Annotated in this window: 29 protein-coding genes; 4 read left to right on the top strand and 25 right to left on the bottom strand. The window is 64.6% G+C overall.

Annotated features, from left to right (window positions below; translation table 11 throughout):
* Positions 1-5 precede the first annotated feature (5 nt).
* The 15 genes from G7026_RS15995 to flgB all read right to left on the bottom strand — a co-directional run bounded on the left by G7026_RS15995 (position 6) and on the right by flgB (position 11,960).
* A complete protein-coding gene (locus G7026_RS15995; protein ID WP_181071912.1) occupies positions 6-362 on the bottom strand; it encodes a YciI family protein in 357 nt (118 codons plus the stop codon).
* On the bottom strand, positions 359-826 hold the full coding sequence (locus G7026_RS15990) for a YybH family protein (protein ID WP_181071911.1): 468 nt from the start codon (positions 824-826) through the stop codon (positions 359-361). Before G7026_RS15990 ends, G7026_RS15995 begins: the two co-directional genes overlap by 4 nt.
* Positions 827-875: 49 nt before the next feature.
* Positions 876-1,244: a YciI family protein gene (locus G7026_RS15985; protein ID WP_181071910.1), complete on the bottom strand. Its 369-nt coding sequence runs from the start codon at positions 1,242-1,244 to the stop codon at positions 876-878.
* 168 nt (positions 1,245-1,412) lie between these two features.
* Entirely contained in the window at positions 1,413-2,456 is a 1,044-nt protein-coding gene (locus G7026_RS15980) for a hypothetical protein (protein ID WP_181071909.1), read from the bottom strand.
* A 14-nt stretch (positions 2,457-2,470) separates the two neighbouring features.
* On the bottom strand, positions 2,471-3,382 hold the full coding sequence (gene flgL / locus G7026_RS15975; protein ID WP_181071908.1) for a flagellar hook-associated protein FlgL: 912 nt from the start codon (positions 3,380-3,382) through the stop codon (positions 2,471-2,473).
* A 32-nt stretch (positions 3,383-3,414) separates the two neighbouring features.
* Positions 3,415-4,782: a flagellar hook-associated protein FlgK gene (flgK, locus tag G7026_RS15970; RefSeq protein WP_181071907.1), complete on the bottom strand. Its 1,368-nt coding sequence runs from the start codon at positions 4,780-4,782 to the stop codon at positions 3,415-3,417.
* Complete coding sequence (locus G7026_RS15965) at positions 4,779-5,918, bottom strand: transglycosylase SLT domain-containing protein (protein WP_181071906.1); 1,140 nt, start codon at positions 5,916-5,918, stop codon at positions 4,779-4,781. The genes flgK and G7026_RS15965 overlap by 4 nt, the downstream gene beginning before the upstream one ends.
* Before the next feature lie 10 nt (positions 5,919-5,928).
* Positions 5,929-7,032, bottom strand: a complete 1,104-nt coding sequence (locus G7026_RS15960) for a flagellar basal body P-ring protein FlgI (protein ID WP_181071905.1) — start codon at positions 7,030-7,032, stop codon at positions 5,929-5,931.
* An 11-nt stretch (positions 7,033-7,043) separates the two neighbouring features.
* Positions 7,044-7,706 carry a flagellar basal body L-ring protein FlgH gene (gene flgH, locus G7026_RS15955; protein ID WP_181071904.1) on the bottom strand — a complete coding sequence of 221 codons (663 nt, stop codon included), beginning with the start codon at positions 7,704-7,706 and terminating at the stop codon, positions 7,044-7,046.
* 8 nt (positions 7,707-7,714) lie between these two features.
* The gene (flgG, locus tag G7026_RS15950) at positions 7,715-8,500 is read right to left on the bottom strand and encodes a flagellar basal-body rod protein FlgG (protein WP_181071903.1); all 786 of its coding nucleotides are present in this window, start codon (positions 8,498-8,500) and stop codon (positions 7,715-7,717) included.
* A 16-nt stretch (positions 8,501-8,516) separates the two neighbouring features.
* Positions 8,517-9,245, bottom strand: coding sequence for a flagellar basal body rod protein FlgF (locus G7026_RS15945; RefSeq protein ID WP_181071902.1), 729 nt, complete (start codon positions 9,243-9,245; stop codon positions 8,517-8,519).
* Between the two features lie 9 nt (positions 9,246-9,254).
* Entirely contained in the window at positions 9,255-10,442 is a 1,188-nt protein-coding gene (gene flgE / locus G7026_RS15940) for a flagellar hook protein FlgE (protein WP_181071901.1), read from the bottom strand.
* Positions 10,443-10,488: 46 nt separating this feature from the next.
* Positions 10,489-11,166 (bottom strand): flagellar hook capping FlgD N-terminal domain-containing protein, encoded by a 678-nt coding sequence (locus G7026_RS15935; protein WP_181071900.1) that lies wholly within the window; start codon positions 11,164-11,166, stop codon positions 10,489-10,491.
* On the bottom strand, positions 11,166-11,594 hold the full coding sequence (flgC, locus tag G7026_RS15930) for a flagellar basal body rod protein FlgC (protein WP_178079138.1): 429 nt from the start codon (positions 11,592-11,594) through the stop codon (positions 11,166-11,168). The genes G7026_RS15935 and flgC overlap by 1 nt, the downstream gene beginning before the upstream one ends.
* 3 nt (positions 11,595-11,597) lie before the next feature.
* Positions 11,598-11,960: a flagellar basal body rod protein FlgB gene (gene flgB, locus G7026_RS15925; protein WP_181071899.1), complete on the bottom strand. Its 363-nt coding sequence runs from the start codon at positions 11,958-11,960 to the stop codon at positions 11,598-11,600.
* Positions 11,961-12,168: 208 nt separating this feature from the next.
* Here flgB and flgA point away from each other — a divergent pair, with 208 nt between their 5' ends.
* From flgA to G7026_RS15905, 4 genes are all read left to right on the top strand, one after another.
* Complete coding sequence (flgA, locus tag G7026_RS15920; protein ID WP_258190308.1) at positions 12,169-12,864, top strand: flagellar basal body P-ring formation chaperone FlgA; 696 nt, start codon at positions 12,169-12,171, stop codon at positions 12,862-12,864.
* A gap of 149 nt (positions 12,865-13,013) precedes the next feature.
* Complete coding sequence (gene lafA / locus G7026_RS15915; protein ID WP_181071897.1) at positions 13,014-13,853, top strand: lateral flagellin LafA; 840 nt, start codon at positions 13,014-13,016, stop codon at positions 13,851-13,853.
* Between the two features lie 296 nt (positions 13,854-14,149).
* A complete protein-coding gene (locus tag G7026_RS15910) occupies positions 14,150-14,989 on the top strand; it encodes a transcriptional regulator (RefSeq protein WP_181071896.1) in 840 nt (279 codons plus the stop codon).
* A complete protein-coding gene (locus tag G7026_RS15905) occupies positions 14,986-15,465 on the top strand; it encodes a hypothetical protein (RefSeq protein ID WP_181071895.1) in 480 nt (159 codons plus the stop codon). Before G7026_RS15910 ends, G7026_RS15905 begins: the two co-directional genes overlap by 4 nt.
* A 106-nt stretch (positions 15,466-15,571) precedes the next feature.
* On the opposite strand, the gene G7026_RS15900 is transcribed toward G7026_RS15905, so the two are convergent.
* From G7026_RS15900 to flgM, 10 genes are all read right to left on the bottom strand, one after another.
* A complete protein-coding gene (locus tag G7026_RS15900) occupies positions 15,572-16,477 on the bottom strand; it encodes an OmpA family protein (protein ID WP_181071894.1) in 906 nt (301 codons plus the stop codon).
* Entirely contained in the window at positions 16,474-17,346 is an 873-nt protein-coding gene (gene motA, locus G7026_RS15895; RefSeq protein ID WP_181071893.1) for a flagellar motor stator protein MotA, read from the bottom strand. The genes G7026_RS15900 and motA overlap by 4 nt, the downstream gene beginning before the upstream one ends.
* A gap of 73 nt (positions 17,347-17,419) precedes the next feature.
* Complete coding sequence (locus G7026_RS15890) at positions 17,420-18,154, bottom strand: FliA/WhiG family RNA polymerase sigma factor (RefSeq protein WP_181071892.1); 735 nt, start codon at positions 18,152-18,154, stop codon at positions 17,420-17,422.
* 5 nt (positions 18,155-18,159) lie between these two features.
* On the bottom strand, positions 18,160-18,627 hold the full coding sequence (locus G7026_RS15885; RefSeq protein WP_181071891.1) for a flagellar basal body-associated FliL family protein: 468 nt from the start codon (positions 18,625-18,627) through the stop codon (positions 18,160-18,162).
* 37 nt (positions 18,628-18,664) lie between these two features.
* Complete coding sequence (locus tag G7026_RS15880) at positions 18,665-19,774, bottom strand: flagellar hook-length control protein FliK (protein WP_181071890.1); 1,110 nt, start codon at positions 19,772-19,774, stop codon at positions 18,665-18,667.
* A complete protein-coding gene (locus G7026_RS15875; protein WP_181071889.1) occupies positions 19,771-20,094 on the bottom strand; it encodes a hypothetical protein in 324 nt (107 codons plus the stop codon). Before G7026_RS15875 ends, G7026_RS15880 begins: the two co-directional genes overlap by 4 nt.
* Positions 20,078-20,476, bottom strand: coding sequence for a flagellar export chaperone FliS (fliS, locus tag G7026_RS15870; RefSeq protein ID WP_181071888.1), 399 nt, complete (start codon positions 20,474-20,476; stop codon positions 20,078-20,080). Before fliS ends, G7026_RS15875 begins: the two co-directional genes overlap by 17 nt.
* A complete protein-coding gene (fliD, locus tag G7026_RS15865; protein ID WP_181071887.1) occupies positions 20,476-21,798 on the bottom strand; it encodes a flagellar filament capping protein FliD in 1,323 nt (440 codons plus the stop codon). The genes fliS and fliD overlap by 1 nt, the downstream gene beginning before the upstream one ends.
* Positions 21,799-22,037: 239 nt before the next feature.
* Positions 22,038-22,478 carry a flagellar export chaperone FlgN gene (flgN, locus tag G7026_RS15860; protein ID WP_181071886.1) on the bottom strand — a complete coding sequence of 147 codons (441 nt, stop codon included), beginning with the start codon at positions 22,476-22,478 and terminating at the stop codon, positions 22,038-22,040.
* Positions 22,475-22,762, bottom strand: a complete 288-nt coding sequence (flgM, locus tag G7026_RS15855; protein WP_181071885.1) for a flagellar biosynthesis anti-sigma factor FlgM — start codon at positions 22,760-22,762, stop codon at positions 22,475-22,477. Before flgM ends, flgN begins: the two co-directional genes overlap by 4 nt.
* Positions 22,763-22,823: the final 61 nt, after the last annotated feature.

The raw sequence follows: 22,823 nt of genomic DNA, 5'->3' as shown, positions 1-22,823 counted from the left end.
CGCCCTCAGCGCTGCGGCAGTTGGCGCAGTGGCCTGACTTCGATGCTGCCCAGGTGAGCCGGCGGAATTTCCGCCGCGATCGCCACCGCCGCCTCGATATCCGGCGCATCGATCATGTAAAAGCCCGCCAGCTGCTCCTTGGTTTCGGCGAAGGGTCCGTCCACCACGGACAACGCGCCACCCTCGCTGCGCAGTGTCTTAGCGGTACGCACCGACTGCAGCGGCTCGCCGGCGAGCATGTGCCCGCTGGCGCGCAACCGCTCGCCAAAGGCCAAGCACCGGCTGACCAGGGCCAGCCATTGCTCGTCGGTCATGGCATCGACCTTCGCTTCGTCGTAATAGATCAGGCAGAGAAAATTCATGCGTGCTCCCTGGATGTCGCGCCCGATTCCGGCTGCAGGTTGAACTGCACCGCGCCGGACTGCATGTCGAAGGGCGCGGAGAAGTGTTCGTGGACCACCTTCCACTCGCCGCCCTGCTTGCGCCAGCAGCGGGTGCCGCGCATCCAGCAGGTCTGCATCTCGCCCTGTTCGTTAGGGCCGCCGCAGTGGCTGAGAAAGTGCCCGAACGCCAGGTCGCCGGTGGCTTGAATGTCCATGTCATGGATCTCGAAGAGTCCTTCGCCCTGGCAGAACGACAGGCAGCGCTGCCAGTGTTCTCGGTATAGCTGCGCGCCCTTGAATTGCAACTCCCCGACGGCATCGAAGGCGATCACGTCGTCGGCGTAGCCGGCCATGATCCGATCCAGGTCCTTGGCGCCCACTGCGGCGACGAACGCCTCGGTCAGCTCACGGATACGGGCTTCTTCGTGGTTTGCGGTGTTCATCTTGCGTTCCTCCGGGTGTAAGGCGTCGCCGGCGGCGACGCCGGGGTGGTCAGTGCAACGGCAGCGGTAGCGCGGCGCCATGCACCGCTCGGATCTCGATGCAGCCATGGCGGGCCGAGGGCGCGTGGGCGGTGAGCCTGATCGCGTCGTTGAGGTCGGTGGCTTCGATCAGGTAGAAGCCGCAGAGCGGGTCGCGCGCCGGCAGGCAAGGCCCGGCGTCGAGGCAAGGATCGGTGCCCCGCAGGCGAAGCGAGGTCGCCGCGCGCAGCGGCTGGAGAAATCCCGCCGCGATCAGTTGCCCCCCACGCTGAAGATCGTCCCGGTAGGCCAGGCATTCGCTGGCCAGCGACACGCACTGCGCGCCGCTCAAACGGGCGAAGGCATCGTGATCGAGATGAATCAGGCAGAGGTATTTCACGTCGGTATCCCCGTGCGACCGATGACTGGATACCTCTAGTCGAACGCAGAAGGGATGAATCGACAGTGACGCTCAAAAAAAAGCGGGCCGCACGAAGGTGCCGCGGGGGACGGCAAGTGATCGACGCTGAAGGAAGGGGGGAAGAGACCCCAAAGGGGCCGCGAAGGATCAGGACAGCAGGCTGACCACGGAGAACCGGCTGATATTGGCCTGGGCGACCACGGTCTGGGTGACGGCGGCATAGCTCGACGGGCTACGGTTCATCAGGTCGAAGACCGAGCGGGCATAGGCGAGCGCCCATTCCTGCTCATCGGCGTCGGCCTGGCGTGCGAGGAATTCACGGATTTCCTCCTGGCGGTGGCCAAGCTGCTCGCGCATGGCCGATACCTTGTCCAGCGCCGCGACGACCGAATCGAGCACGCGACGCATCTCGCGCAGCGAATCGAGCCGCAGATCATCCGGAAACGCCAGCAGTTGCTCCTGCTCGCTGTGCAGCCGGCTGTACTGGCCCTTGGCGAACAACTTGCCTTCGCCCTGAACGCCCAACTGGTCCTTCAGGCGCAGCCAGTCGGACTCACGTGCGGAGAACTTCAGCTCGCCGCCCTGGGCCAGTTCGGCGCGAATACCGGCCTGCCCCAGCGAGGCGTTGAAGCGGCGTAGGATCTGCTCGTCGCTGAGGTTGTCGTCCAGCACGACCGCCACCGGCTCGGCAAGCTGACGCCCGCCGCTGAACAACAGGGTCTCCTTGCCGGATTGGCGAACGGCTTCGATCGATTCCAGCCCCTGCAGGCTGAAGCGTGCACGAACCGGCTCATGCAGGTGGAGCTTGAGGTTCGCATCCAGCGCGTTACCGGACCGTTTGGCGCGCTGCGCGAGCAGTTCGCCGACCTTCTTCACGCCCTGGCGAATGGCTTCCCGCTCACCGACCTGGGACTGCGCGGTGAGTTCGCGGCTGAGGTTGAGCTTGAGATCCGAAAGGCGGCCCTGCAGGTCCGTCAGGTAGCTTTCGGCCGACTGCATCGAAGACAACTGCTGGTTGAGCTGCAGGTTGAAGCTGGCGTTCTTCTTGCCGCCCCGGGCGGTTCCCGCGGGCAGCTCGCTGCCGGCCCGCTCGCCGCGCGCCTTCGGCAACGGCGCATCGGGCAGCAACGCCTGGCGGCGATCCTGTGGGTTGATCGTCGAAACAGCGGGAAGCTGCTTGCCAATCTTCATTCACACCACCTCGGTCAGAGCAGCCCGAACAGGGACAGTTCGTTGATCTTCAAGTACGTCTTCTGGGTTGCCTGCAGCGCCATCTGGTAGTTGTTCAGGTCGATGCTCGCGCCGGCGTAGTCCAGGCGCGACAGCTCGCCTTCGATTTTCTGGTTCACCAGCGACACGTCCTCGTTGCTGTCGGTGAGCAGCGTCAGGGTGTTCTGCCGTCCGCCCAGCTCGGTCACCGCACCCAGCAAGTCGCCGTGGGTGGCGTCGAGGCTGCCCAGCGTGGCGGTGATCTGGGCCCGCACGGCCGGGTCGCCGGCATCGAGCGCCGGGTCCTTGAGCATCTGCACCAGCGTATTGAGGTCGTTGAGCATGGAGACGTCGCCGAACACTTGCGCCGCGGTCACATTCTCCTCGACCAGCACACCGTTGGCGACCGCCGCCTGGCGGTGCTTGTCGTTGCCGCTGAGGTTGTAGCGACCGGTGGTCTCGTCGTAGGTGATGGCCGGACGGTCGCTCAGCGTCCCGGAGAATAGGTAGCGACCCTCCTCGTCCCGCACGTTGGCGAAACTCAGGATTGTGTTCTCCAGCGTGTCCAGCTCGTTGGCGATGGCGCCCAGATCCTCGCTGGTGTTCGAACCGTTGGCCGCCCAGAGCAGCAGATCACGGACGCTGAGCATGCTATCCGAGGCGGCCTTGAGGTTGGTTTCCTGCTTCGACAGGTTGCCCGAGACGTTGGCGATGTTGCTGCGGTACTGCGCCAGGCTCGCTTCCTCGCGCTGGATGCGCAGCACGCGCACGCTGGCGATGGGGTCGTCCGACGGCAGCAGCAGCCGCTCGCCGGTGGCCATCTGCTGCATCAGCTTGCCGAGCTTTTCGGAACTGGTATTCATCGAGCCGTGCATCAGCGCGGTGATCTGGGCGTTGGAGATCCGCATGGGTGTAAGTCTCGTCTATCCGCTTACGCGCGTCAGAACATCGCCAGAACGGCGCTGAACAGGTCGTTGGAGGTGCTGATGACCTTCAGGTTGGCCTGGTAGGCCTGCTGGTAGGTCATGAGGTTGACTGCTTCCTCGTCCAGGTTCACCGCGCTGACGCTGTCACGCTGCGCCTGGGCCTGCCCGGTAAGCGTGGTGGCGGCAGCCAGGTCGGCCTGGTTCTGGCGACTGCCGCTGGCCACGCGACCCACCAGGACGGCGTAGCCTTCATTGAGTGCGACCTGATTGCCGCCGACGTCGATACGGCGGTTCTTGATCTCCAAGAGACCCAGCAGCGTTTCATTGTTGCCGACTTCGCCAGGCACGGATGAGAACGCCAGCTCCGAGGGTTTCAGGGCGCTCACGCCGAGCATGCCGCTGGTGCTGTCGGGGTCGTAGACGAACAGCGGCTGGCCGGGATTGCCGTCGAGATCGAAGCCGTCCGCCAGGGTCTCGTTGACCATCTGCGACAACGCCGACGCCATCTCGTGAAGCTCTGCCTGGGCCGGGCGCAGGTCGCCGTATTCGGCGTCGTGAAGACCGCCGAGCGAGCCGCCGAGCCCGTCCTGTGCCAGCGGGAAGGTGGTCTTGGCGAACACCAGCGAGACGTCCTGGCGACCGTCGACGGTGTTCTCGATCCGCAGCTCCCCCGCCGTGCCGCCGGCGACCAGCGGCTGCCCGTTGGCGAGCGACACGCTGAGCGAGCCATCGCCCATTTCCTGTACGCGGATGCCGGCGTACTGGCTCAGATCCTTGACCAGGTTCTCGCGATAGTCGCGCAGGGTCGCGGTGTCGCTGCCGGTGGATTCGAGTTCGGTGATCTGCTTGTTCAGCGCGGCGATGTTGCCGGCCAGCCCGTTCATCTCGCTGACCATGGCGGTGCGCTGGCCCTGCAGCGCGGTGATCTGCGTACCGATGTTGCCGTTGAGGCCGTTGAAGCGCTGCGCGAGCTGCTTGGCCTCGCCCAGTATCTGCTGGCGCAGGGCACTGGATTCGGGCGTCGAGCTCGCTTCGCTGAGCGCCGCGAAGAAGTTGTCCAGACCGACGCTGATGCTCGAACCTTCGGCAGCGAGCAGGCCTTCGAGCGACGTCAGGTACTGCTGGGTGGTGCTGAAATAGTTCTGCTCGGTGGTGGCGCGCCAGAGTTGCTGGGTCTGGAACTCGTTGGCCAGACGGCGAATGCTGGTGACCTGAACGCCGGAACCGATGTTCGAGCCACTCAGGCCTGCGACCGAGCGCAGCTCTGGCGAGAGCCGGCTGAAGCCGGGGGTGTTGACGTTGGCGATGTTCTGGCTGGTCGAGGTCATCGCCAGTTGCGAGGCGCGCACACCGCTGTAGCCGATCTGACTCAAAATGCTCACGACAGGATTTCCTTCTCGATGCGGATCGGCTGGGCGAATGCGACCGATTGATGACCGCCCGGCGCCGCGACGGGATGCTGATTCCTGAACAGGGCGACCGGATCGGGCGCGGACTTAAGCGCCGCATCGTCCGAATCGGCTTCGTCGATCACCAGCCGCTTGCCCTGACTCACGGCGATCAGCTCGGCGTTCTTCAGCCGTTCGGCCGACTCCAGGCCGACACGGGCCTGCTGCGACCAGCGTGGCGTCGTATCGAGGGTCATTTGGGCCTGCTCCGCTCGCGGCCGCGCGGCGGCGGCCTGCAGGTCGCCGAGGATGTTGCGGGTGTAGTTGCGGGTTTCCTGGTAGGGAATCTTCTGCACCCAGGCCGCGGTGCCGATTTCGCCGGTACGCGGATCGCCCAGCGTCTTGAGCCATTCGTCCACCTTGCCGGGCCCGGCGTTGTAGGCGGCCAGGGCCAGGGCCTGGTGACCGTCGTAACGGTCGAGCATCTTGTTCAGGTAGGCGCTGCCCAGGCGCTTGTTGTACTCGGCGTCCTCGGTCAGCCGCGCTTCGCTGTAGGGCAGACCGAGTTCGGCGGCCATGTCGCGCGCCGTGCCGGGCATCAGCTGCATCAGGCCCCGGGCGCCCTTGGCCGAAACGGCGGCGATGTTGCCACTGGACTCGTGCTTGATCACGCTGTCGACTAGCGCCCTGAAGCCTTCCTTGCCGCGGGTCCAGGCCATGTCCAGCGCCTCGACACCGCGCTGAACGGAGCGGCCGATGCTGTGCAGGCTGGCGCCCTGGGACCTGCCGGGCAGGGTTCCGGAGGCCGGGGCTTGCGCGGCGACCAGGTCGGCGCCGCCGCCGAGTTGCTGCACCAGCATGTCGGCGATACCCGTCTGACGCTTGCCGGCCAGCGTCTGGGCCAGCACTTCGTCATAGAAGTCGCGCATGGTGTCCAGCTCGCGGCTGCGCATCGGGTTACCGGCACCCAGCACGTCGCTGGCCTTGCGCATCTGCTTGAGGATCTGCTGCAGGAACAGCGCCTCGAACTGCTCGGAAACCGCTTCGAGCTGCTGGCGCCGCGCCGCCGCCGGGCTCTCGCCACGGACGCGCTGGGCATTGAAGTGCTGCGGGAGAGAAACGATGCTCATGGGGCCTTCTTTAGATCACGACCAGTTCGGCGTTCAGCGCGCCGGCACGCTCAAGCGCCTGGAGAATGCTCATCACGTCGTCGGGGGTGGCGCCCAGGCTGTTGACCGTATTGATGATGCTTTCCAGGTTGGCGCCCTCGGGCCACTCGAACATCGCATTGCGTTCCTGCTCGACGGCGACGTCCGATTGCGGCGTCACCGCCGTCTGGCCGCCCGAGAACGGACCCGGCTGGCTGACCTGCGGGCGCTCGCTGATGGTCACGGTCAGGGTGCCATGGGCCACGGCGGCCGCCTTCACGCGCACGCCCTGGCCCACCACCACGGTGCCGGTACGGCTGTTGAACACGACCTTCGGCCGGGTCCGCCCTTCCTCCACCTCCAGCCCTTCGAGCAGGGCCATGAAGCTCATGCGCTGGGTCGGGCTCACCGGTGCGCGCAGCGAGACCTTGGTGGCGTTGAGCGCGCTGGCGGTGCCAGGGCCGAAGAATTCATTCACCGCATCGACCACCCGGGTGACGGTCTGGAAGCTCGGCTGGCGCAGGTTGAGCATCACGTCGGGGCGCTCGGTGAAATCGGTGGGGATCTCGCGTTCGACGGTCGCGCCGTTGGGAATCAGGCCCGCGTTGGCGCTGTTGATCGCCACGCTGGAGCCGCTCTGACCCGAGGCGTTGAGCCCGCCGACGACGAGGTTGCCCTGGGCCAGCGCATAGGTTTCGCCGTCGACACCCTGCAGTTGGGTCATCAGCAGGGTGCCGCCTCGCAGGCTCTTGGCATCGCCCAGGGACGACACCGTGACGTCCAGGGTCTGGCCGGGGCTGTAGGACGGCGGCAGGTTCGCGGTGACGGTCACCGCCGCGACGTTCTTGAGCTTGGGATCGACCTTGTCCGGCAGGTTCACGCCGAATTGCTTGAGCATGTTGCCCACCGACTGGCTGGTGAACCTGACCTGGTTCTTGTCACCGGTGCCATCCAGGCCGACCACCAGACCGTAACCGATCAGCTGGTTGCCGCGGATGCCCTCGATGTCCACCAGGTCCATCAGCGGCACGGCGCCCGCGACCGGCAGCCAGGCCAGCACGGCGCCAGCCAGCAGGAATTTGAAGGAAGCACGCATGCCGGTCTCCATCAGATCGGGAACAGGGGTGAGCTGAAGAAGCGCGTCAGCCAGCCGGCCGAGTTGCTGTCGTTGAGCACGCCGCGTCCGGCGTAGGAGATGCGCGCGTTGGCCACGTTCTGCGAAGACACCTGGTTGCTGCGGTTGATGTCGTCGATCCGCACCAGACCGGTGAGGCGGATGAACTCGTCACCCTGGTTCAGGCGCAGGGCCTTTTCGCCCTTGACCACCAGCACGCCGCTGGGCAGCACCTGGTGCACGGTGACGGCGATGGAGCCGCGCAGGGTGTTCTGCTGCGAACTCTTGGCCGCGCCGTTGAAATCGCGCTCGCCGCCCACTGAGGTTTCGATGTCCGGATACTCGCGGCCCAGCACCTTGGGTACCGGCACGCCGATGCTGGAGGACTTGCCGAAGCTGGTCCCGGCACTCTTGCTCGACTGGGTCGACTCGTCGAGCACGATGGTCAGTATGTCGCCCACCCGCACCGCGCGGCGGTCGTGGGTCAGGGCGCTGGCGTAGCCCTGGCGGAACAGGCCGCCGGCGACGGTGGGCGGCGGCGTGTAGTCCAGATCCGGCGGCTGGTAGAGCGCCGAATCGTCCTCGGGAATGATCTCGTGGAAGCTGGCGCAACCGGCGAGCGTCGCCAACAGGCCGAACAGGAGTGCCTTGCGCATGATCGGGCTCAGACGGTCTGGTTGAGGAACTGCTGCATGCCGCTGGCGGCGTCCAGCACCTTGGCGTTGGCCTCGTAGGCGCGCTGAATGGCGATCATCGCCACCATGGCCTCGACCACCTGCACGTTGGAGCCTTCGAGCACACCCTGCTTGAGCTGGCCGAGTCCTTCTTCGCCTGGCACGCCCTCGACCGGCTCACCGCTGGCCACGGTCTCGCGGTAGAGGTTTCCACCCAGAGCCTCGAGGCCGGCCGGATTGACGAAGTTGACCAACGTGATCTGCCCCAGCTCCGACGGCAGCGTGTCGCCCGCCAGCACCGCGGTGACGATGCCGTCGCTGCCGACGGTGAAGCCACTGCTGCCTTCGGGCACTTCGATGGCCGGCGCCAGGGGCAGGCCCTGGGCGTTGACGATCATCCCTTCGGCGTTGAGCTGGAACTGGCCGTTCTCGGTGTAGTAGAGGTCGCCGTTGGGCGACTCGACCTGGAAGAAGCCGCGACCGACGATCGCCAGGTCCATCGGCTGGCCGGTGGTCTGGATGCTGCCTTCGGTGAACACCTTCTGGGTCCCGGCGACGCGCACGCCGCTACCGAGCTGAATGCCGGACGGTACGGTGTTGACCACGTCGGCCTGGGCGCCGGGTTGCTTTTCGATGGTGTAGAACAGGTCTTCGAAGACCGCCCGATCGCTCTTGAAGCCGTTGGTGTTGACGTTCGCCAGGTTGTTGGCGACGGTCGACATGGCCTTGTCCTGCGCCGCGAGGCCGGTCTTGCTGACCCAAAGTGCCGAATTCATAGTCGTTTCTCTCCGATCAGCTGCCGCGAATCATTCGATTGCCCGCGTCGGAGAGGTCCTCGGCGGCTTTCATCATCTTTACCTGAGTTTCGAACAGGCGGTTCAGGCTCATGGTCGAGGCCAGCTCGTCGATCGCCGACACGTTGCTGCCTTCGAGAAAGCCGCTGACCAGCCGACCGTCCTCGAACGCTGGCGCCGGCTCGCCGTTGTGGGTCACCAGCAGGCCCGCCTCGTTCTTCATCAAGGCTTCGGCCGGCACGTCCACCAGGCGGATCCGGTCGACCTCGGCCATCAGGTAGTCGCCCGGCGCCATGATCGACACCAGGCCGTCGTTACCGATTTCCATACGGTCGTGCTCGGGCAGCACGATCGGGCCACCCTCGCCGAGCACCGCGCGGCCGTTGAGGGTCAGGCGACCCTCGGCGTCGAGCTGCATGCTGCCGTGGCGGGTGTAGACCTCGCCGTCGCCGTCCTGCAGGGCGATCAGGCCCGGGCCCTTGACCGCGAAGTCGAGTTCGCGGCCGGTGCTCATCAGTGGCCCCGGCGCGAGGTTCACGCCATTGTTCTGCACCAGCGCCATGTGCCGGCTGTCGTAGCCGTAGCCCTCGACCTTCACCGCCAGGGCACGCTCCATGTCGGCGCGAAAGCCCGGAGTGTTGACGTTGGCCAGGTTGTTGGAGCGCACCTGCAGCGACATCATCGTGCGGCTGGCGGCGGTCATCGCGGTGTATCCCAGACGGTCCATCGGTCAGCCTCAGATCGCGTTGAACAGCACCTGGGTCAGTTCCTTGTTCGTGGAAATGACCTGGGTGTTGGCTTGGTAGTTGCGCTGGCCTTCCATCAGGCCCACCAGCTGCTGGGTGAGGTCGACGTTGGAGCTTTCCAGGGCGCCTGCCACCAGGCTGCCGAACTGGCCGACACCCGGCGCGCCGATCAGTGCGTTACCGGAGGCGGCGGTTTCGGTCCAGGCGGTGCCGCTGATGTTCTTCAGGCCCTCGGCGTTGACGAAACTGGCCAGGACCACCTGGCCCTGCAGCAGGCGCTGGCCGTTGCTGTAGCTGGCGTAGATCTTGCCGTCGCTCTCCACCGTCATGCCGGTCTGCTCGCCCGCCGAATAGCCGGTCGGACGGTTGGTGGTCACCATGAATTCAGAGCCGTACTGGCTGCTGCCGCTGTAGTCGAGCGCGATGTTCAGGGCATCGACACCCGGCAGCGTGGCCGTGAGATTGACCGCCCCGACCGGCGCGGTGAGCTGGCCGGCGGTGCTGAAGGTCAGCGCGTCGGGACCGCCGATGGCCGCGCCGTCGAGGTAATAGTGGGCGTCCCAGGTGTTGTCGCCGGTCTTGGCGAAGTACTGGGTCAGGGTGTGTTCGCGACCGAGGGAGTCGTACACCTTGGTGGTGTAGGTGGAGTTGTAGCTGGTCGCGTCCTGTGGATCGAACACGGCGGTCGCCGGCACGTCCTGGTTGGCGTTGAGGTTGGCGACGAAGGCGATCGAGTCGGTGGCCTTGGCGGGCAGGCTGCCGGCCTGCAGGCTCAGGTCGGCGACGGTACCGGTCTGCAGGTTGCCCGCGGCATCGGTGGGGTAGCCCTGCAGGCGCTGGCCCTGGCTGTTGACGATGTTGTTGGACGCATCGGTGCCGAACACGCCGGCGCGGGTGTAGGCGATGTCGCCGTTGCTGGCACGAGTGACAAAGAAGCCGCCGCCGGAAATCGCCAGGTCGAGCGTACGGTTGGTGGTGGTCAGCGCGCCGCCCTGGCTGATGCTCTGGGTGCTGCCGAGCACCTCGACACCCATCGCTTGGCTATCGGCGTAGAGGCTGCCGAAGTCGGTACGCGAGGATTTGAAACCGACGGTGCCGGAGTTGGCGATGTTGTTGCCGATGGTGTTGAGTTGTTCGTTGACGGCCGAAAGACCGGTCAGGGCAATGTTGAAGCTCATGGCGAGGGTCTCGATCTGCTAAGAGGAAGGTCCGCTGGCGAGCGGCTTAAAGGACTGCGCCGTCGCTGCGGCCGAATTCGAGGATCTTGTAGAACGGCACCGACCCGGCGCCCTTCACGTCCAGCACGGGCCCTTCAGCACTGACACGGACGTGGCTGACCAGGCCGGCAACCTCGATCGGCGGGAACTCGCCGGTTTCGGTCTTGATCTCGACGGCATAACGCCCCGGTGCCAGTCCGAGCGCACCTGGATCGACCTCGAACGCGACGCTACCGGCGCTTTGCGGGCCGAGCTTGATATCCGTCTTCAGGCCATTGGCATCGGTCAGCTGCAGCACCGTGCTGCCCGAAGCATGGGCCAACTGGAACTGGCCGCTGAGCGGCTGATCGGACAGCTCCAGCGAGTCGACCGAAACGGTGACCTGCTGGCCGACCAGGCCGGCGGCGGTCAGGGTCTGCAGGTTGTCCAGCAACACCAGGTTGCTCTGCGACAGGCTGGCCATGTTCTCCATGCTCTTGACCTGGGACATGGCCGAGAACTGGTTGAGGAACTCGGTGCTGTCCACCGGGCTGGTCGGATCCTGGTACTTGATCTGGGCGACCATCAGGCTGATGAAGTTGTTCTCCATCTGCATGGCATCGCTGACGTTGACCGCCTGCTTCGGTAGGCCGGTCGAGGGAGTGGTCAGCGCGTTCGCGCCCAGGTCATTGCTCACGCTGCTCATCAGGATTCCCCCAGCCGTAGCAGGCCCTGCTGCATGCTCTTGACGCGGTTGAGCACCTCGACGCTGGTCTCGAAGCTGCGCGTGGCGGACATCATGTCGGTCATCTCCTCGATCTCGTTGACGTCGGGGTAGTAGACGTAGCCGTCACGGTCGGCCAGCGGATTACCGGGTTCGTAACGACGTTGCGGGTCGCGCCCGGAGGTCACCACATCGAGCACCTGGACATGCGCGCCACCGAGCCCGACGCTGCGGGTCAGCGAGCCGTTCTCGTAGACGGCGGCGAACATCGGCTTGCGCGCCTGATAGACGTCTTCGGCGCTGGTAGCGGCCGAGTCGGCGTTAGCCAGGTTGCTGGCGACGGTGTTCAGGCGAACGGTCTGGGCGTTCATCGCCGAACCTGCGATGCGGTAGATCGAGTCGAATGACATCTATCAGCGTCCTTCAATGGCCTGCTTGAGCCCACGAAACTTCATGGTCAGAAAGGTCAGGCTGGTCTGGAAATCCATCGAGTTGCGCGAGAACTGCGCTTGCTCGACCGACAGCTCGACGGTGTTGCCGTCCTGGGAAGCCTGGGTCGGCACGCGGTACAGCGGACGCGGATCGCCACCGGCGATGGCGACTCGCGAGGAGTACTCCTCCAGCCGCCGCATCTCCTGGGTGAAGTCGATGTCGCGCGCCTGGAAGCCCGGCGTGTCCTCATTGGCAAGGTTCGCCGCGAGGATCTCGCTGCGCTGCATACGCAGCCCCAGCGCGCGCGCATGGACGTTCAAGGTGTCGTCGATCCGTATACTCATTGGCCTTACCCTGGAAATGCCGAGTGGTCAGAAATAGCGTTCGCCGCTCTTTGCAGGAGCCATTTGCAGGAACCATGCCTAGATCATAAAGATGGATAATCCTTTGATTTTCAAAGATAAAAATCATAAATGCCGGCCTCGCTCGGGCGCCCCGCTTCCGCTTGGCGCCTGGCGGGACCGGGCAAGGGGAAAAGCCGTTTCCGCTGCCTTGCTGCTGCTCGCCCTGGGCACCTGCGAAGCACGGGCCGCTGCGAGTGCTGCCGAGCAGATCAACTTCGCCGTAGAGACTCACCTGCGTCAGGCGCTGGAACTCGAAGCGAAACGCCAGGGCTGGCAGGGGCTGCGCGTGAGCCATGCCACCGACCTGCCGCCACGCGCTGCCAGCTTGTCGCCGTGCAGCCGCTCACTGCGAGTGAGGCCGACCGGGCCGGCGGCCTCGCCCCTGGACCGCCAGCGGCTCGAAGTGTCCTGCCCCGGGACTGGCGGCTGGTCGCTGTCACTCAACAGCCAGGCGAACGCGCTGCTGCCGGCCGCTCACGCCCTGGGCATCATCGAGCGCGGCCAGACCATTGGCGCAGGCGACGTAAAGCTGGAACCGCTGAACATCGCCAGGGCCAACCGCGGCTTCTTCAACCGCCTGGAGGAGGTGGTCGGCATGGACGCCAAGCGTCGGATACGTCCCAACCAACTGCTGACCCCGGCCTTGCTGGCCGAGACCCTGGCCGTCAGGCGCGGGCAGCCGGTGAAGATCGTCGCCAGCCAGGACGGCATCGAAGCCTCGGCCAGTGGCGAGGCGCTGGCTGACGGCCGCCCCGGCGACGTGATCCGGGTTCGCAACCTGCGCAGTCAGAACGTGATCGATGCCAAGGTGGTGGAGGATGGGGTGGTCAGCAGCACCTTCTAGGATGTGCTGGCAGTAGCACGGCGGGCGTAGCCGGTCAGGTAAAAAAATTTGGCGTCAGTACTTAATCCATCGTTCGAAGGTGTCGCCTTACCCCTTCAGCAGGCAGTCGAAGCCAGCTCCCAAACGCCCACTCGCACGAAGGAATCATCATGGCCCTGTCCATTCATACCAACCAATCCGCCCTGACCACCCAGACCAGCCTGAACAAGTTCAACAGCGCCCTGGCCACCAACCAGCAGCGCCTGGGCACTGGCCTGCGCATCAACTCGGCTGCCGATGACGCGGCTGGCCTGCAGATCGCCACTCGCCTGAACGCCCAGAGCCGTGGCATGGGCGTCGCCATGCGTAACGTCGGCGACTCCGTTTCCATGCTGCAAACCGCCGAAGGCGCGTTCAGCGAGATGACCGACATCGTCCAGCGCATGAAGGACCTGGCTACCCAGGCCGCGAACGATACAAACTCGGCTAGCGACCGCGAGGCGCTGGCTGCCGAATACAACGAGTTGGCTGCTGAGATGACCAACATCTACAGCAACACCAAGTATGCCGGCGACAACCTCTTCGGAGAGAATGGCAAGTTCAATGGCACCGATGCCGTCACCTTCCAGATCGGCGCCAGCTCCGCTGAGAGCCTGGAACTGACCATTGATTTCGGCACTTTCGACCCCGCCACCGACTATGCCGGTGACGAGACTCTGGCGGACGCGGCTACTGCTCAAGCAGCCCTCGACGCGCTTGAAACCACCCTGAACGACATCGGTGCAGTCCGCGCTCAGTTCGGTGCCAATATCAACCGCCTCAACCACACCAACAACAACCTGGCCAACATGAAGGACAACACCGACATGGCCAAGGGTCGCATCATGGACGCCGACTTCGCCGTCGAAAGCGCCAACATGAGCAAGAACTCCATGCTCATGCAGTCCGGCATCTCCATGCTCAAGCAAGCCGGTCAGATGCCCAGCATGGTCATGTCCCTGCTCGGCTAAGCCGTGCCAGACGGCCGTCCAATCGGCCTCGCTGCACGAAAAACGCCCCGGCTTGCCGGGGCGTTTTCATTTCCAAATCGGCGACCGTTTGTCGGTTGCACGTCAGAAATCGGCGCTGTCCGCCGATAGCCTTCCGCACCTCAATGCCTCTCCGGCGCTACCTCAAACCGCGACCTCAATCGAGCAGAAAACGACCAGCGGCGAAAAACAAGGCTTGTAACATCAAAATCCTGACGCCAATATATCGCCGGACCGTCCGGTCATTTTCCAGTCCCCTCTTGTAGTTTCGGGCTTCCATGATTACAGACAACGCTCCCCCGGCTCCGGGTGCCGCTCGCTGCCTGTCCCTGAAAACCGGACTCGCCGGTCAGACCGTACGTTTCTATCCCACGCTGTATCGCCTGGAGATAGGTGATGACGAGGCACAAAGCGTCGATCTCGGCTTCTCGGGCAGCCGCGTGCTGGAGCGCCTATTGGCAAATTGCGGGGATGTGGTCTCGCGTGACGAGTTGCTGGCCTACGCCTGGGAGAACCGGGTGGTCAGCCAGGGCAGCCTGAACCAGCAGATCTACACGCTGCGCCAATGCCTGTCCGACGACGGCAACCGCATCATCCAGACCCTTCCACGGCGTGGTTACCTGTTCAATCCCCAGTTTCTCGGAGCAGGCCAAACACCCCCGCCCGCGACGGACGAAGCCGAGCGTCCTGCGGAACCGGCACAACCGGCAGAGCCTCGCGTGATGGAAGCCATCGCCGCGCCTCGGCGCTCGCGGGCGATGCACTGGTTTTCCGGTTTCGCCGCGTTGATGCTGGTCGCGGCCGGCGCGCTGGCCTTCGTCCGGCTGCCGTCCCCGAACGCGGGCAGCTTCACCCACAGCCTGGACCTTGGTCCGCTGCACGTGCTTTACGTGGAAAGCACCGACCGTCTGCTGGAGAGGCTCGTCGCCGACACCCGCAGCCTGGTAGAGAACATCGCCCAACTCACCGACAAACCGGCTCGACTGATCGTCAATATGTCGCCCGGCTTCTACGAAATTCGTTGCCTGCAACCTGACGGCAGCATCAATTGGTTAAAAGTACACAAGAGCCGGCTGAATTCGGTCGCCGATGAGCAACTTCAAGGATGCCTGAAATGAACCACCACAGCGAAACCGGCGCGGCAGGCAAGCTTCTGTTACTGGTGATGGTCCCGGCGGCGCTGCTGTTCTGGGCTTTCGTGGCCACGGCCAGCTATGTGGCGCCATCGAGCCTCGACGGCCGCTACACCTCGGCAGGGCAAGTGGTTACGGGCAGCGGTGAAGTGCTCAACGTCAGCCATAGCGTGGTGTTCAGCAATGGTCGGTTCTACTCGATGACCCGCAAGGCGCCCGCCATCCTGGAAGCCTCCGGAAGGGTCGAGACCGATCTGCGCGGGCGCATCAGGCTGCATGTCGAAGCCGGGGAGATTTCGGGTCTTTCCGAGGAGACAGAACTCGACGATGAATTGTTGTTCAACCTGCTCTATGGACGCCACAAGGGCGCCCAGATCACCTTCGAGCGCGTCGGGGCCTGCTTCTACGGGGTTGAAACCCAGCAGGTCTATTGCGCCGACAACCGCGCCGACCTGCTCTGACCGCCCCGTCCCGCTCGCCTTGCCTCCCCACTGGAGCGCGCCGGACCCCGCGCCTACCTCACACAGACCAGCCGCCCTGCCTGCGCAGCACCCTTTCCAATGACGGTTACGGCTGGCTCGCGCCGCTACGGTAACGGGCACCGCTCTCGGTGAAGCGCACCTGCTCGTATCCCTCGCCGAACAGCTCGCGATACAGCGCTTCGGCCGCATCGGTGAGCAGCAGGATTTCGACACGGCGGTTGGCGCCGTTCTCGGGTTCGTCCGGACGCAGCGGCATGACGTCGGCCTGGGCCGAGACCTGCAGTACCGAACGTTCCGGCAGACCGCCCGCCACCAGCACGTTGCGCGCTCGTAGCGCACGGTCACCGGAAAGATTCCAGTTGTCGTAGCCCGACGCCAGGCGGTATGGCGTGGCATCGGTATGGCCGCTGATGATCAGTTTGTTCTCGACCTTGGCCAGCACCCCGGAAAGCACGGCGAGGAGCTTGCTAAAATGCGGATTGAGCGTCGCACTGCCGCGCTGGAACATGAAGCGCTGCTGGTCGTCCTTGATCAGGATACGCAACCCCTGCGGCACTACATTGACCTCGATATTGGCCAGCGCATCGACCTCCTCGGCCACTTCGCGCATCAGATCGGCCAGCGACTGCATCTCCGCCTCCGAGCTGTAGCGCCTGCTCCCTGACTGATCGCTTTCGGCCTGGCCATTGTCCGGCCGCGCCTGAGGGACCGGCAGCGGCACGCCGTCCAGATCAAGCGGCGTGGTGCTGTTGCCGTCGAAGATACCGGCGCCGCCGTCGACGATCGGGTTGGTGTCCATCTGCCCGAACGAGGGGTTGGACTGGTCGATCTGCGGCTGGATGATCCACAGCACCATGAACAGCGCCATCATCGCCAGGGTGAAATCCGCGAAGGCCACCTTCCAGGCACCGCCGTGCTCATCGCCATGGCCCTTCTTGCCGCGGCGCTTGACGATGGTGACTTCGTGATCCTTGCCGGCCCGGCTCTTCATGCGGCGTCCCTTTCTTCCTCGTACTGGTTGACCCAGACCTCGAGCTGTTTGAAGGCGGGTTTGACGTCCTGCTCGATCAGCTTGCGGCCAGCGTCGACCGCCAGCAGCGTGGGCTTGCCGGCCACATGGGCGACCAGGGTGGTACGCACGCATTCAAGTGCGGAGAGTTCGGTCTTGATGCGCTGACTCATGGCGTTGGAAAGCGGGTCCATCAGGCAGTAGCAGAAGAAAATACCGAGGAAGGTGCCCACCAGCGCTGCCGCCACATGGGCGCCAATTTCAGCGACCGAGCCGCCGATGCTGCCCATGGTGATGATGATGCCCATGATCGCCGCGAGGATGCCGAACCCGGGCATCGCCTCGCCGATCTTGTGCAGCGAGCGCGCCGGCTGCAGCAGGGCGTGCTCCATCGCTTCCAACTCCTGCTCGAGGAAGCCTTCGAGTTCGTGGGCGCTGATCTTGCCCATCGCCATCAGGCGAAAGTTGTCGGCGATGAACGCCATCAGGTTCTTTTCCTTGAGGATTAGCGGATAGCGAGCGAACAGCTCGCTGCTTTCCGGCTCCTCGATGTGCGAATCGAGCACCTTGAGGCCGCCCACATCGACCATCTCCAGCAGTTCGTAAAGCAGCATCAGGAGCTGACGCTGGAACTCCTCACCACGGCGCTGGTAGACGAAAACCCCCTTGATCTGATGCAGCATCTCGATCAGCACTTCCTTGGGGTTGCCGACCACCAGACTGCCAAGCGCGGCCCCCAGGATGATCACCACCTCTGCCGGCTGCCAGAGCACGCGCATATCACCGTTGGCCATGGCGTAGCCGCCCAGGACGCAGGCGATGATGATCAAGGCTCCTATAAATTTCTGCATGACGATGACTACTTCCGTTGGTGGGCAGACTGTTGAACGCATGGCGGCGGGCGCCGCGCCTGGATATCGACCGCTACTGGCGGTCCGTGAGAAAACGGCAGGCTTTGGCGATGGCCTGCTTGCTGAGCTGGCAGACCCGCGCGTCGCTCACCTCGAGCACCAGCGCGATTTCTTTCAGGCTCAGCTCATGCTGGTAATAAAGCGTCAGTACCAGCCGCTCGCGCTCGTCCAGGCGGCTCAGCGCCTGGGTCAGCAGGCGCTCCTTGACGAAGCGCTCCTCCAGGCCGTCGCCGCCGTCAGCAAAGGATTCCTGTCCGGCCTGCAGCAGCTCATCCAGGCTCTCGATGGCTTCGGAGGAATCGGCCCAGAGGAAGTCCTGGTACTGCGCATCGGTAAGGCCGGCATGACTGCGGATTTCCTCGTCGGTCGGCTGCCGACCGAGTTGCCGGGCCAGGCCCCGAATGGCATCACGGACCTTGTGCACCTGCTGGCGAACCTGGCGCGGACGCCAATCCTGGCGGCGCAGTTCATCCAGAATCGCGCCCCGGATGCGCAGCGCCGCGAAAGGCCCGAACTGCTCGTCCGGAACGCCATAGCGACGCAGCCCTTCGAGCAGCCCCATCAGGCCGATCTGCTCCATGTCTTCTCGATCCAGGACCTGGTTGGCCTGCAGCGACAGTTGCCGGACGATGCGCTTGACCAGCGGTAGGTACTGCATCAGCCAATGCTGCTCGGCACCCGGCGCGAACACCGAATGCCCGGCTGGCTCGGCCTCGTAGCCATAGTCGATTGCAGGGTTTGCGATCATGGTGGTTACTGCACGATCAGCTTGCTGACCAGCACCTGCTTGAAGGGCACCGCGGCCTTCTTGCTGGCGAAGTCGGCGAACAGCGCCTGCTCCAGACGCGTCTGCAACTCGGCAATCTGCAGGCCGCGCAGCTCCTCAAAGGTCAGCGTCGAGAGGTAGGAAACCACCGAGTTGCGCACCAGAGGCTCGGCCTGCTGAAAATCCTTCGGCTCGTCGCTGGACTCGGCCTGCAACATCAGGTCGAGGACGAAATAACGCTCGCGCCCTTCCCCGCGCAGGCTGACGATGATCTTCTCCACCGGATGGAAGGCATAGTCGACGGTCGTCTCCGGCACGATTTCGACCTGGCCGGATACCGGGTCGCCCGCTGCGTTCAGGCCCGGTTTGAGCAACCAGTAGGCCACGCCCACACCGCCCGCCACGATCAGCACATTGAGCACGACCATCAGAATCAAAAGACGAGGCGCCGTCATATCACACCCATATTCGAGAAATCACTGTTGAGCCCGGTCATACAGTGACCAGGACATCGCTGCGGCTGCCGCGCGCGTCGTCGGCCGCAGGCGCCGTGGCGAAGTTGCCCACTATCTGGGGTTCGTCGGCCGGCAACTGCGACTGGCGGCCCTGTCCCTGGCCACGCCCGGACTGGCCATCGGCGCCGACCTGGACGTTGACCTGGGTGAAGTTCTGCCCCACCAGCTCGTGACGCAGACGATCACTGGTCTGCTGCAGCAACCGCGCCACGTCGCCGTTGGTGGCGGAAATCTGCACCGTCAGGCGGCCGGACTCATGGCTGAGGAAGATCTCCATGCTGCCGAGCTCTGGCGGATCGAGGCGGATGGTCGCGCTCTGTACACGCTGCTGAAGCTGCATCTCGACGTTGTCGCGCAGCGCCTGGAGCATCTGCTCGCCCCACTTGGCTTGCGGCGCCTCCAGCCGGAGCAACCGTTCATTGCCTTGCGGCTGAGCCAGCAGCTGGCGCTCGCCGCCTTGCACGGCCGTATCGGCCAGCCCGGTGTCGCCGGCGGCCAGCAGGGCGTCCAGCGGAGTACCGCGCGCCTGTTCGGCCCGCCCGACACCAGCCATGGGCGGTGCAGTCATGTCGAGCGGGCGCTGGACCAGTTTCGCGGCCGCATTCGGCCCGCTCCAACGGTCGAGCAGAACGGCCGGCATCACCAGCAGGGGCTGGTCGGCCGCGATGGTTGCCGACTGCGGTTGCGCATCGACGTCCTGCAACACCTCCTGCTCGGACATGGCACGCTCGGCGCTGTCGCCGGCGATCCGGCTGCCCTCGCGCGCCTCCACCACGGCAACGCTCTGCTCGAGCATGCCTTGCAGCCATTGCTCGGCAGTGAGTTCCGGCTGCTCGGCGGATTCAGGCTGCGCATCCGACCCTTGCGGCAGATCCGGATGCGGCTGCCCGAGGCGCTCTGCTGGGGCCGAGAACACCTGACCGGCCGCCGCGCTCGTCATCTGCTCGGCGAAACGCTCTGAGAGGCGCCCGAACGAACGCTCCGGCAACTCTGCCGAAAGCTGGGCGAAACCGGCCGGGCGCGCCGCCTGGGGCTGCCCTTCAATCGCGGCGCCGACCTGCCCCGAAAGACCCACCGGACGGATCATGACTGATCCCCTACCGCGTACAGGGCGACGCGCTGGTAGGCGGCCCGTCCCTCGGCGTGCTGAACGCAATTTTCCAGCAGCTGGCGCAGGCGCTCGCACTCCTCGGCGCAACGCTTGAGCGCCCGGGCGTGCAACTGCTGAAGCTCGGCGCGGGCGCGCATGACCTCGTCGCTCGGATGCAGGCGCTCGCCCAGGGCCTTCAGGCACTGCGCGATCGCCTGGTCGGCTTCGCTGATCAGGCTCCAGTCATCGAGCTGCATCGCCTGCTCGAGCTGTTGTCCCAGCTCTTTCAGTCGGCAGAGGTCATTTGCGTGCGGCACTGACACCCTCCCAGCCTTCACGCAGGATGCCGAGCAGACGCACGACTTCATCCAGCCCCTCCAGCGAGAGGGTGACGCTGACATCGGACAGACAATAGATGCAGTAGTCGTACAGACGCGCCAGCTCCTGCACCACCTCGCCGCCACCTTCATAGTCGAGCGCACCATTGAGGCCATTGAGGATGTTCATGCACTTTTCCAGCGAAGCGCCCTTCTGCTGGAAGCGCTTGTGCTCGATATGCCCGCGGGCACGCGCCAGCTCGTCGAGCAGGCCGTCGAACAGGACCAGCACCAACTCGTAGGGCGATGCCGCGGCCGCACGGGCTTCGAGGTCCACGGAGCGGTAGCTGTCGTAGCTGTCATTGAACGAATAGGGATTCATCAGAACATTCCAAAGGTCTGCTCCATGGCCTGCATCGTCTGCATCATGGAGGTGTACTGCTTGAGGTAGCGGGCATAGAAGCTGTTGTACTGGTCCTGCAGCTTGTCGAACTGCTCGTCGATCCGGCGCAGACTCATATCCAGGGTGTCCATGCGGTTCTTCAGCACCCCGTTGGCGCTGCTGGTGTAGACCGTCAGGTTCTTGTCGATGGAATCGAGCAGGTTGTCCTTGCCGGTGAAGAGCTTTTCGAAGCCCTCCGGATCGTTGGCCACCGCTGCTTCGAAACGGGCGGCGTCGATGGTCAGCTTGCCGTTGCGGTCAGCGCTGATGCCGAAGCTGATCAGATTGACGCCACCGAAATCGGTACGCAGCAGCTGGTTCAGGCGATTTTCGATGGCGCGAACGCTCGAATCGCCGGCCAGCGGGCCACGAGCCGTGGTGTCGTTACCGCTGGCGGTAAGGCCGTCCAGGCTGGTCATCAAGGTATTGAAGGCATTGACGAAGCTCTGCGCCTTCTCCTGGGTCGCGCTCTTGTCCTGGCCGATCTCCAGGCTCAGTGGCTGGTCGCCGGCGCCATGGGTCTTGGTGAAGGTCAGGCTGACGCCATCGATGATGCCGTCGAAGGTGTTGCTGGCGTTGGTCAGCAGCATGCCGCCTTCCCCACCCAGACGCACCTTGGCGTCCTGGGCGCGGGTCAGCTCCTGGCGCGCATCGATCGCGGCGGTCAGCGCGGCGGTGGTGCCGCTGCTTTGCAGGCTGATGGCATTGTCGGCACCGCTCTTTTCGCTCGACAGCACCAGCGAAACCTCGCCATTGCTGCGCACCAGGGCGGCTTTGGTGCCGGTGTTGCCTGCGTGACTGTTGATCGCAGCAGCCAGTTCTTCCAGGGAGCTGCTGCCGTCCCCGTTGCTGTCGATGGTGGACAGGTCGATATCGAAGCTGCTGCCGCCCTGGCCGATGGTCAGGGTGCCTTGGGTGCCGATGTCGGCTGCGCCCAGACCGCCGATCGCGACCTGATGGGCGCTGGCGAGCTGCTCGACGAAGAAGTTGTAGGAGCCGGGGACGGCCTTGGTTCCGACGGTTGCGCTGGCATAGCCTTCCTGACTGAAGGTCGCGCTGTTGACCAGCATGGTCGAGGTGGCGCTCTTGAGCCCCTTGACTGTCGAATTGAAGGTGCTCAGCGAGGTGCGCAGCGTCGACAGGGCCGTGCGCTGGGCCTTGTAGTTGGCTTCGTTGCGGTTGAGCCGATTCAGCGAGGATTGCACCTCGTAATCGGCCAGCTGCTTCGACATCTGCTGAATGTAATCGGAATCTATTGCCATGACGGCCCTCTCTTCCCAAGCGAAAAAGCAAGATGAGTGCCAACGATCCAAAGCCCCGGTTCACGCGGCTTTGCGCGGCCTCGCGCAGAAAATCTACTTCCGCCTCGCAAGATGACGACGCAACGGGGAAAAACCGTTTCCGCCCAGGATGCAAAGCTGAAGCTGTCCTGATAACAGGCGACCCGGACGGACGGTTACTTAAGGTGGGAAGGCCAATAGGCCGGAGGGCTGGGCCTGGCTCAGTAGCCTTGCGGGCCGTATAGACGTGCGTCGGCCTGGCTGTCGAGCAACTGACTGAGGATGTCGTGATGCATCGCCAGCAATTCCCCGTTGCGGTCGTTGAGCCGCTTGCACTGCTCGGCCAGATTGCCCAGCTGTTGCCAGATACTCTGCAGATCGCGTGCCTGGGAAGGGGGAAGCTGGGCGAGTAGCGCCAGCATGTCCTCGCCGCGCTGGCCCAGACCGAAAGCAGCGAGCACCTTGCTGCGACGCTGGGCACGCAGCCGCAATACGTCGACCAGGGCGACGATCTGCGGATTGAGCACGTCGATCCGCCCGCTGTCGCGCTCGAGCAGGCAACCGTAGAGTTCCTGCATCAGGCCGCGCAGGCTCAGGTAATCACTGCAGTCCTGACGCAGGTCCGCCTCGATCACTCCGAGCAGTTTTTCACGCTGACTCACGCATCGCTTCCGCTGTGATAGGTCAGCACGCTGCTGGCGAGCTCGGCCGGGTCCGTGGAGATATCGCCACGCTGTAGCGCCTGCTTGATCGCCGCAACCTTGTCCAGATCGACTTCGGGCATGGCGCGCAGCGCAGCCTGCAACTGCTCGAGCGGCAGATCCTGTGCCGTAGCGGCTGGACGCTGCGAGGCGTTCGCCGCGGCGTTCGCTTCAACGGCGCGGGGTTTGCCGGACGCTTCGACCGGAGTCGCCAGGACGGGCTTGAAGTGCCTGCTGATTTCCATGAGAGGGTTCCAGAATGCTTCGGTTACAGCCAAACAGGCGACCGCAAGGGCCGATAACTTA

Source organism: Stutzerimonas azotifigens, from assembly GCF_013522725.1.
In the GTDB taxonomy this organism is placed as follows: domain Bacteria; phylum Pseudomonadota; class Gammaproteobacteria; order Pseudomonadales; family Pseudomonadaceae; genus Stutzerimonas; species Stutzerimonas azotifigens_A.
The sequence above is the reverse complement of the archived record's forward strand: the minus strand, read 5'-3'. Positions and strand labels throughout refer to the sequence as shown.

What these genes read in the sequence shown, in the direction of transcription:
- G7026_RS15880 (WP_181071890.1), bottom strand. Translation starts at nt 19,774, where the DNA reads ATGATCCGTCCGGTGGGTCTTTCGGGGCAGGTCGGCGCCGCGATTGAA.
- G7026_RS15900 (WP_181071894.1), bottom strand. Translation starts at nt 16,477, where the DNA reads ATGAAGAGCCGGGCCGGCAAGGATCACGAAGTCACCATCGTCAAGCGC.
- fliS (WP_181071888.1), bottom strand. Translation starts at nt 20,476, where the DNA reads ATGAATCCCTATTCGTTCAATGACAGCTACGACAGCTACCGCTCCGTG.
- flgL (WP_181071908.1), bottom strand. Translation starts at nt 3,382, where the DNA reads ATGCGGATCTCCAACGCCCAGATCACCGCGCTGATGCACGGCTCGATG.
- G7026_RS15990 (WP_181071911.1), bottom strand. Translation starts at nt 826, where the DNA reads ATGAACACCGCAAACCACGAAGAAGCCCGTATCCGTGAGCTGACCGAG.
- flgC (WP_178079138.1), bottom strand. Translation starts at nt 11,594, where the DNA reads ATGTCATTCGACTCGATCTACCGCATCGCAGGTTCGGCGATGAACGCC.
- G7026_RS15965 (WP_181071906.1), bottom strand. Translation starts at nt 5,918, where the DNA reads ATGAGCATCGTTTCTCTCCCGCAGCACTTCAATGCCCAGCGCGTCCGT.
- G7026_RS15935 (WP_181071900.1), bottom strand. Translation starts at nt 11,166, where the DNA reads ATGAGCAGCGTGAGCAATGACCTGGGCGCGAACGCGCTGACCACTCCC.
- flgM (WP_181071885.1), bottom strand. Translation starts at nt 22,762, where the DNA reads ATGGAAATCAGCAGGCACTTCAAGCCCGTCCTGGCGACTCCGGTCGAA.
- fliD (WP_181071887.1), bottom strand. Translation starts at nt 21,798, where the DNA reads ATGGCAATAGATTCCGATTACATTCAGCAGATGTCGAAGCAGCTGGCC.
- G7026_RS15945 (WP_181071902.1), bottom strand. Translation starts at nt 9,245, where the DNA reads ATGGACCGTCTGGGATACACCGCGATGACCGCCGCCAGCCGCACGATG.
- flgB (WP_181071899.1), bottom strand. Translation starts at nt 11,960, where the DNA reads ATGAGTATACGGATCGACGACACCTTGAACGTCCATGCGCGCGCGCTG.
- G7026_RS15910 (WP_181071896.1), top strand. Translation starts at nt 14,150, where the DNA reads ATGATTACAGACAACGCTCCCCCGGCTCCGGGTGCCGCTCGCTGCCTG.
- flgH (WP_181071904.1), bottom strand. Translation starts at nt 7,706, where the DNA reads ATGCGCAAGGCACTCCTGTTCGGCCTGTTGGCGACGCTCGCCGGTTGC.
- motA (WP_181071893.1), bottom strand. Translation starts at nt 17,346, where the DNA reads ATGCAGAAATTTATAGGAGCCTTGATCATCATCGCCTGCGTCCTGGGC.
- G7026_RS15980 (WP_181071909.1), bottom strand. Translation starts at nt 2,456, where the DNA reads ATGAAGATTGGCAAGCAGCTTCCCGCTGTTTCGACGATCAACCCACAG.
- G7026_RS15905 (WP_181071895.1), top strand. Translation starts at nt 14,986, where the DNA reads ATGAACCACCACAGCGAAACCGGCGCGGCAGGCAAGCTTCTGTTACTG.
- G7026_RS15995 (WP_181071912.1), bottom strand. Translation starts at nt 362, where the DNA reads ATGAATTTTCTCTGCCTGATCTATTACGACGAAGCGAAGGTCGATGCC.
- lafA (WP_181071897.1), top strand. Translation starts at nt 13,014, where the DNA reads ATGGCCCTGTCCATTCATACCAACCAATCCGCCCTGACCACCCAGACC.
- G7026_RS15885 (WP_181071891.1), bottom strand. Translation starts at nt 18,627, where the DNA reads ATGACGGCGCCTCGTCTTTTGATTCTGATGGTCGTGCTCAATGTGCTG.
- G7026_RS15960 (WP_181071905.1), bottom strand. Translation starts at nt 7,032, where the DNA reads ATGCGTGCTTCCTTCAAATTCCTGCTGGCTGGCGCCGTGCTGGCCTGG.
- flgG (WP_181071903.1), bottom strand. Translation starts at nt 8,500, where the DNA reads ATGAATTCGGCACTTTGGGTCAGCAAGACCGGCCTCGCGGCGCAGGAC.
- G7026_RS15890 (WP_181071892.1), bottom strand. Translation starts at nt 18,154, where the DNA reads ATGATCGCAAACCCTGCAATCGACTATGGCTACGAGGCCGAGCCAGCC.
- flgE (WP_181071901.1), bottom strand. Translation starts at nt 10,442, where the DNA reads ATGAGCTTCAACATTGCCCTGACCGGTCTTTCGGCCGTCAACGAACAA.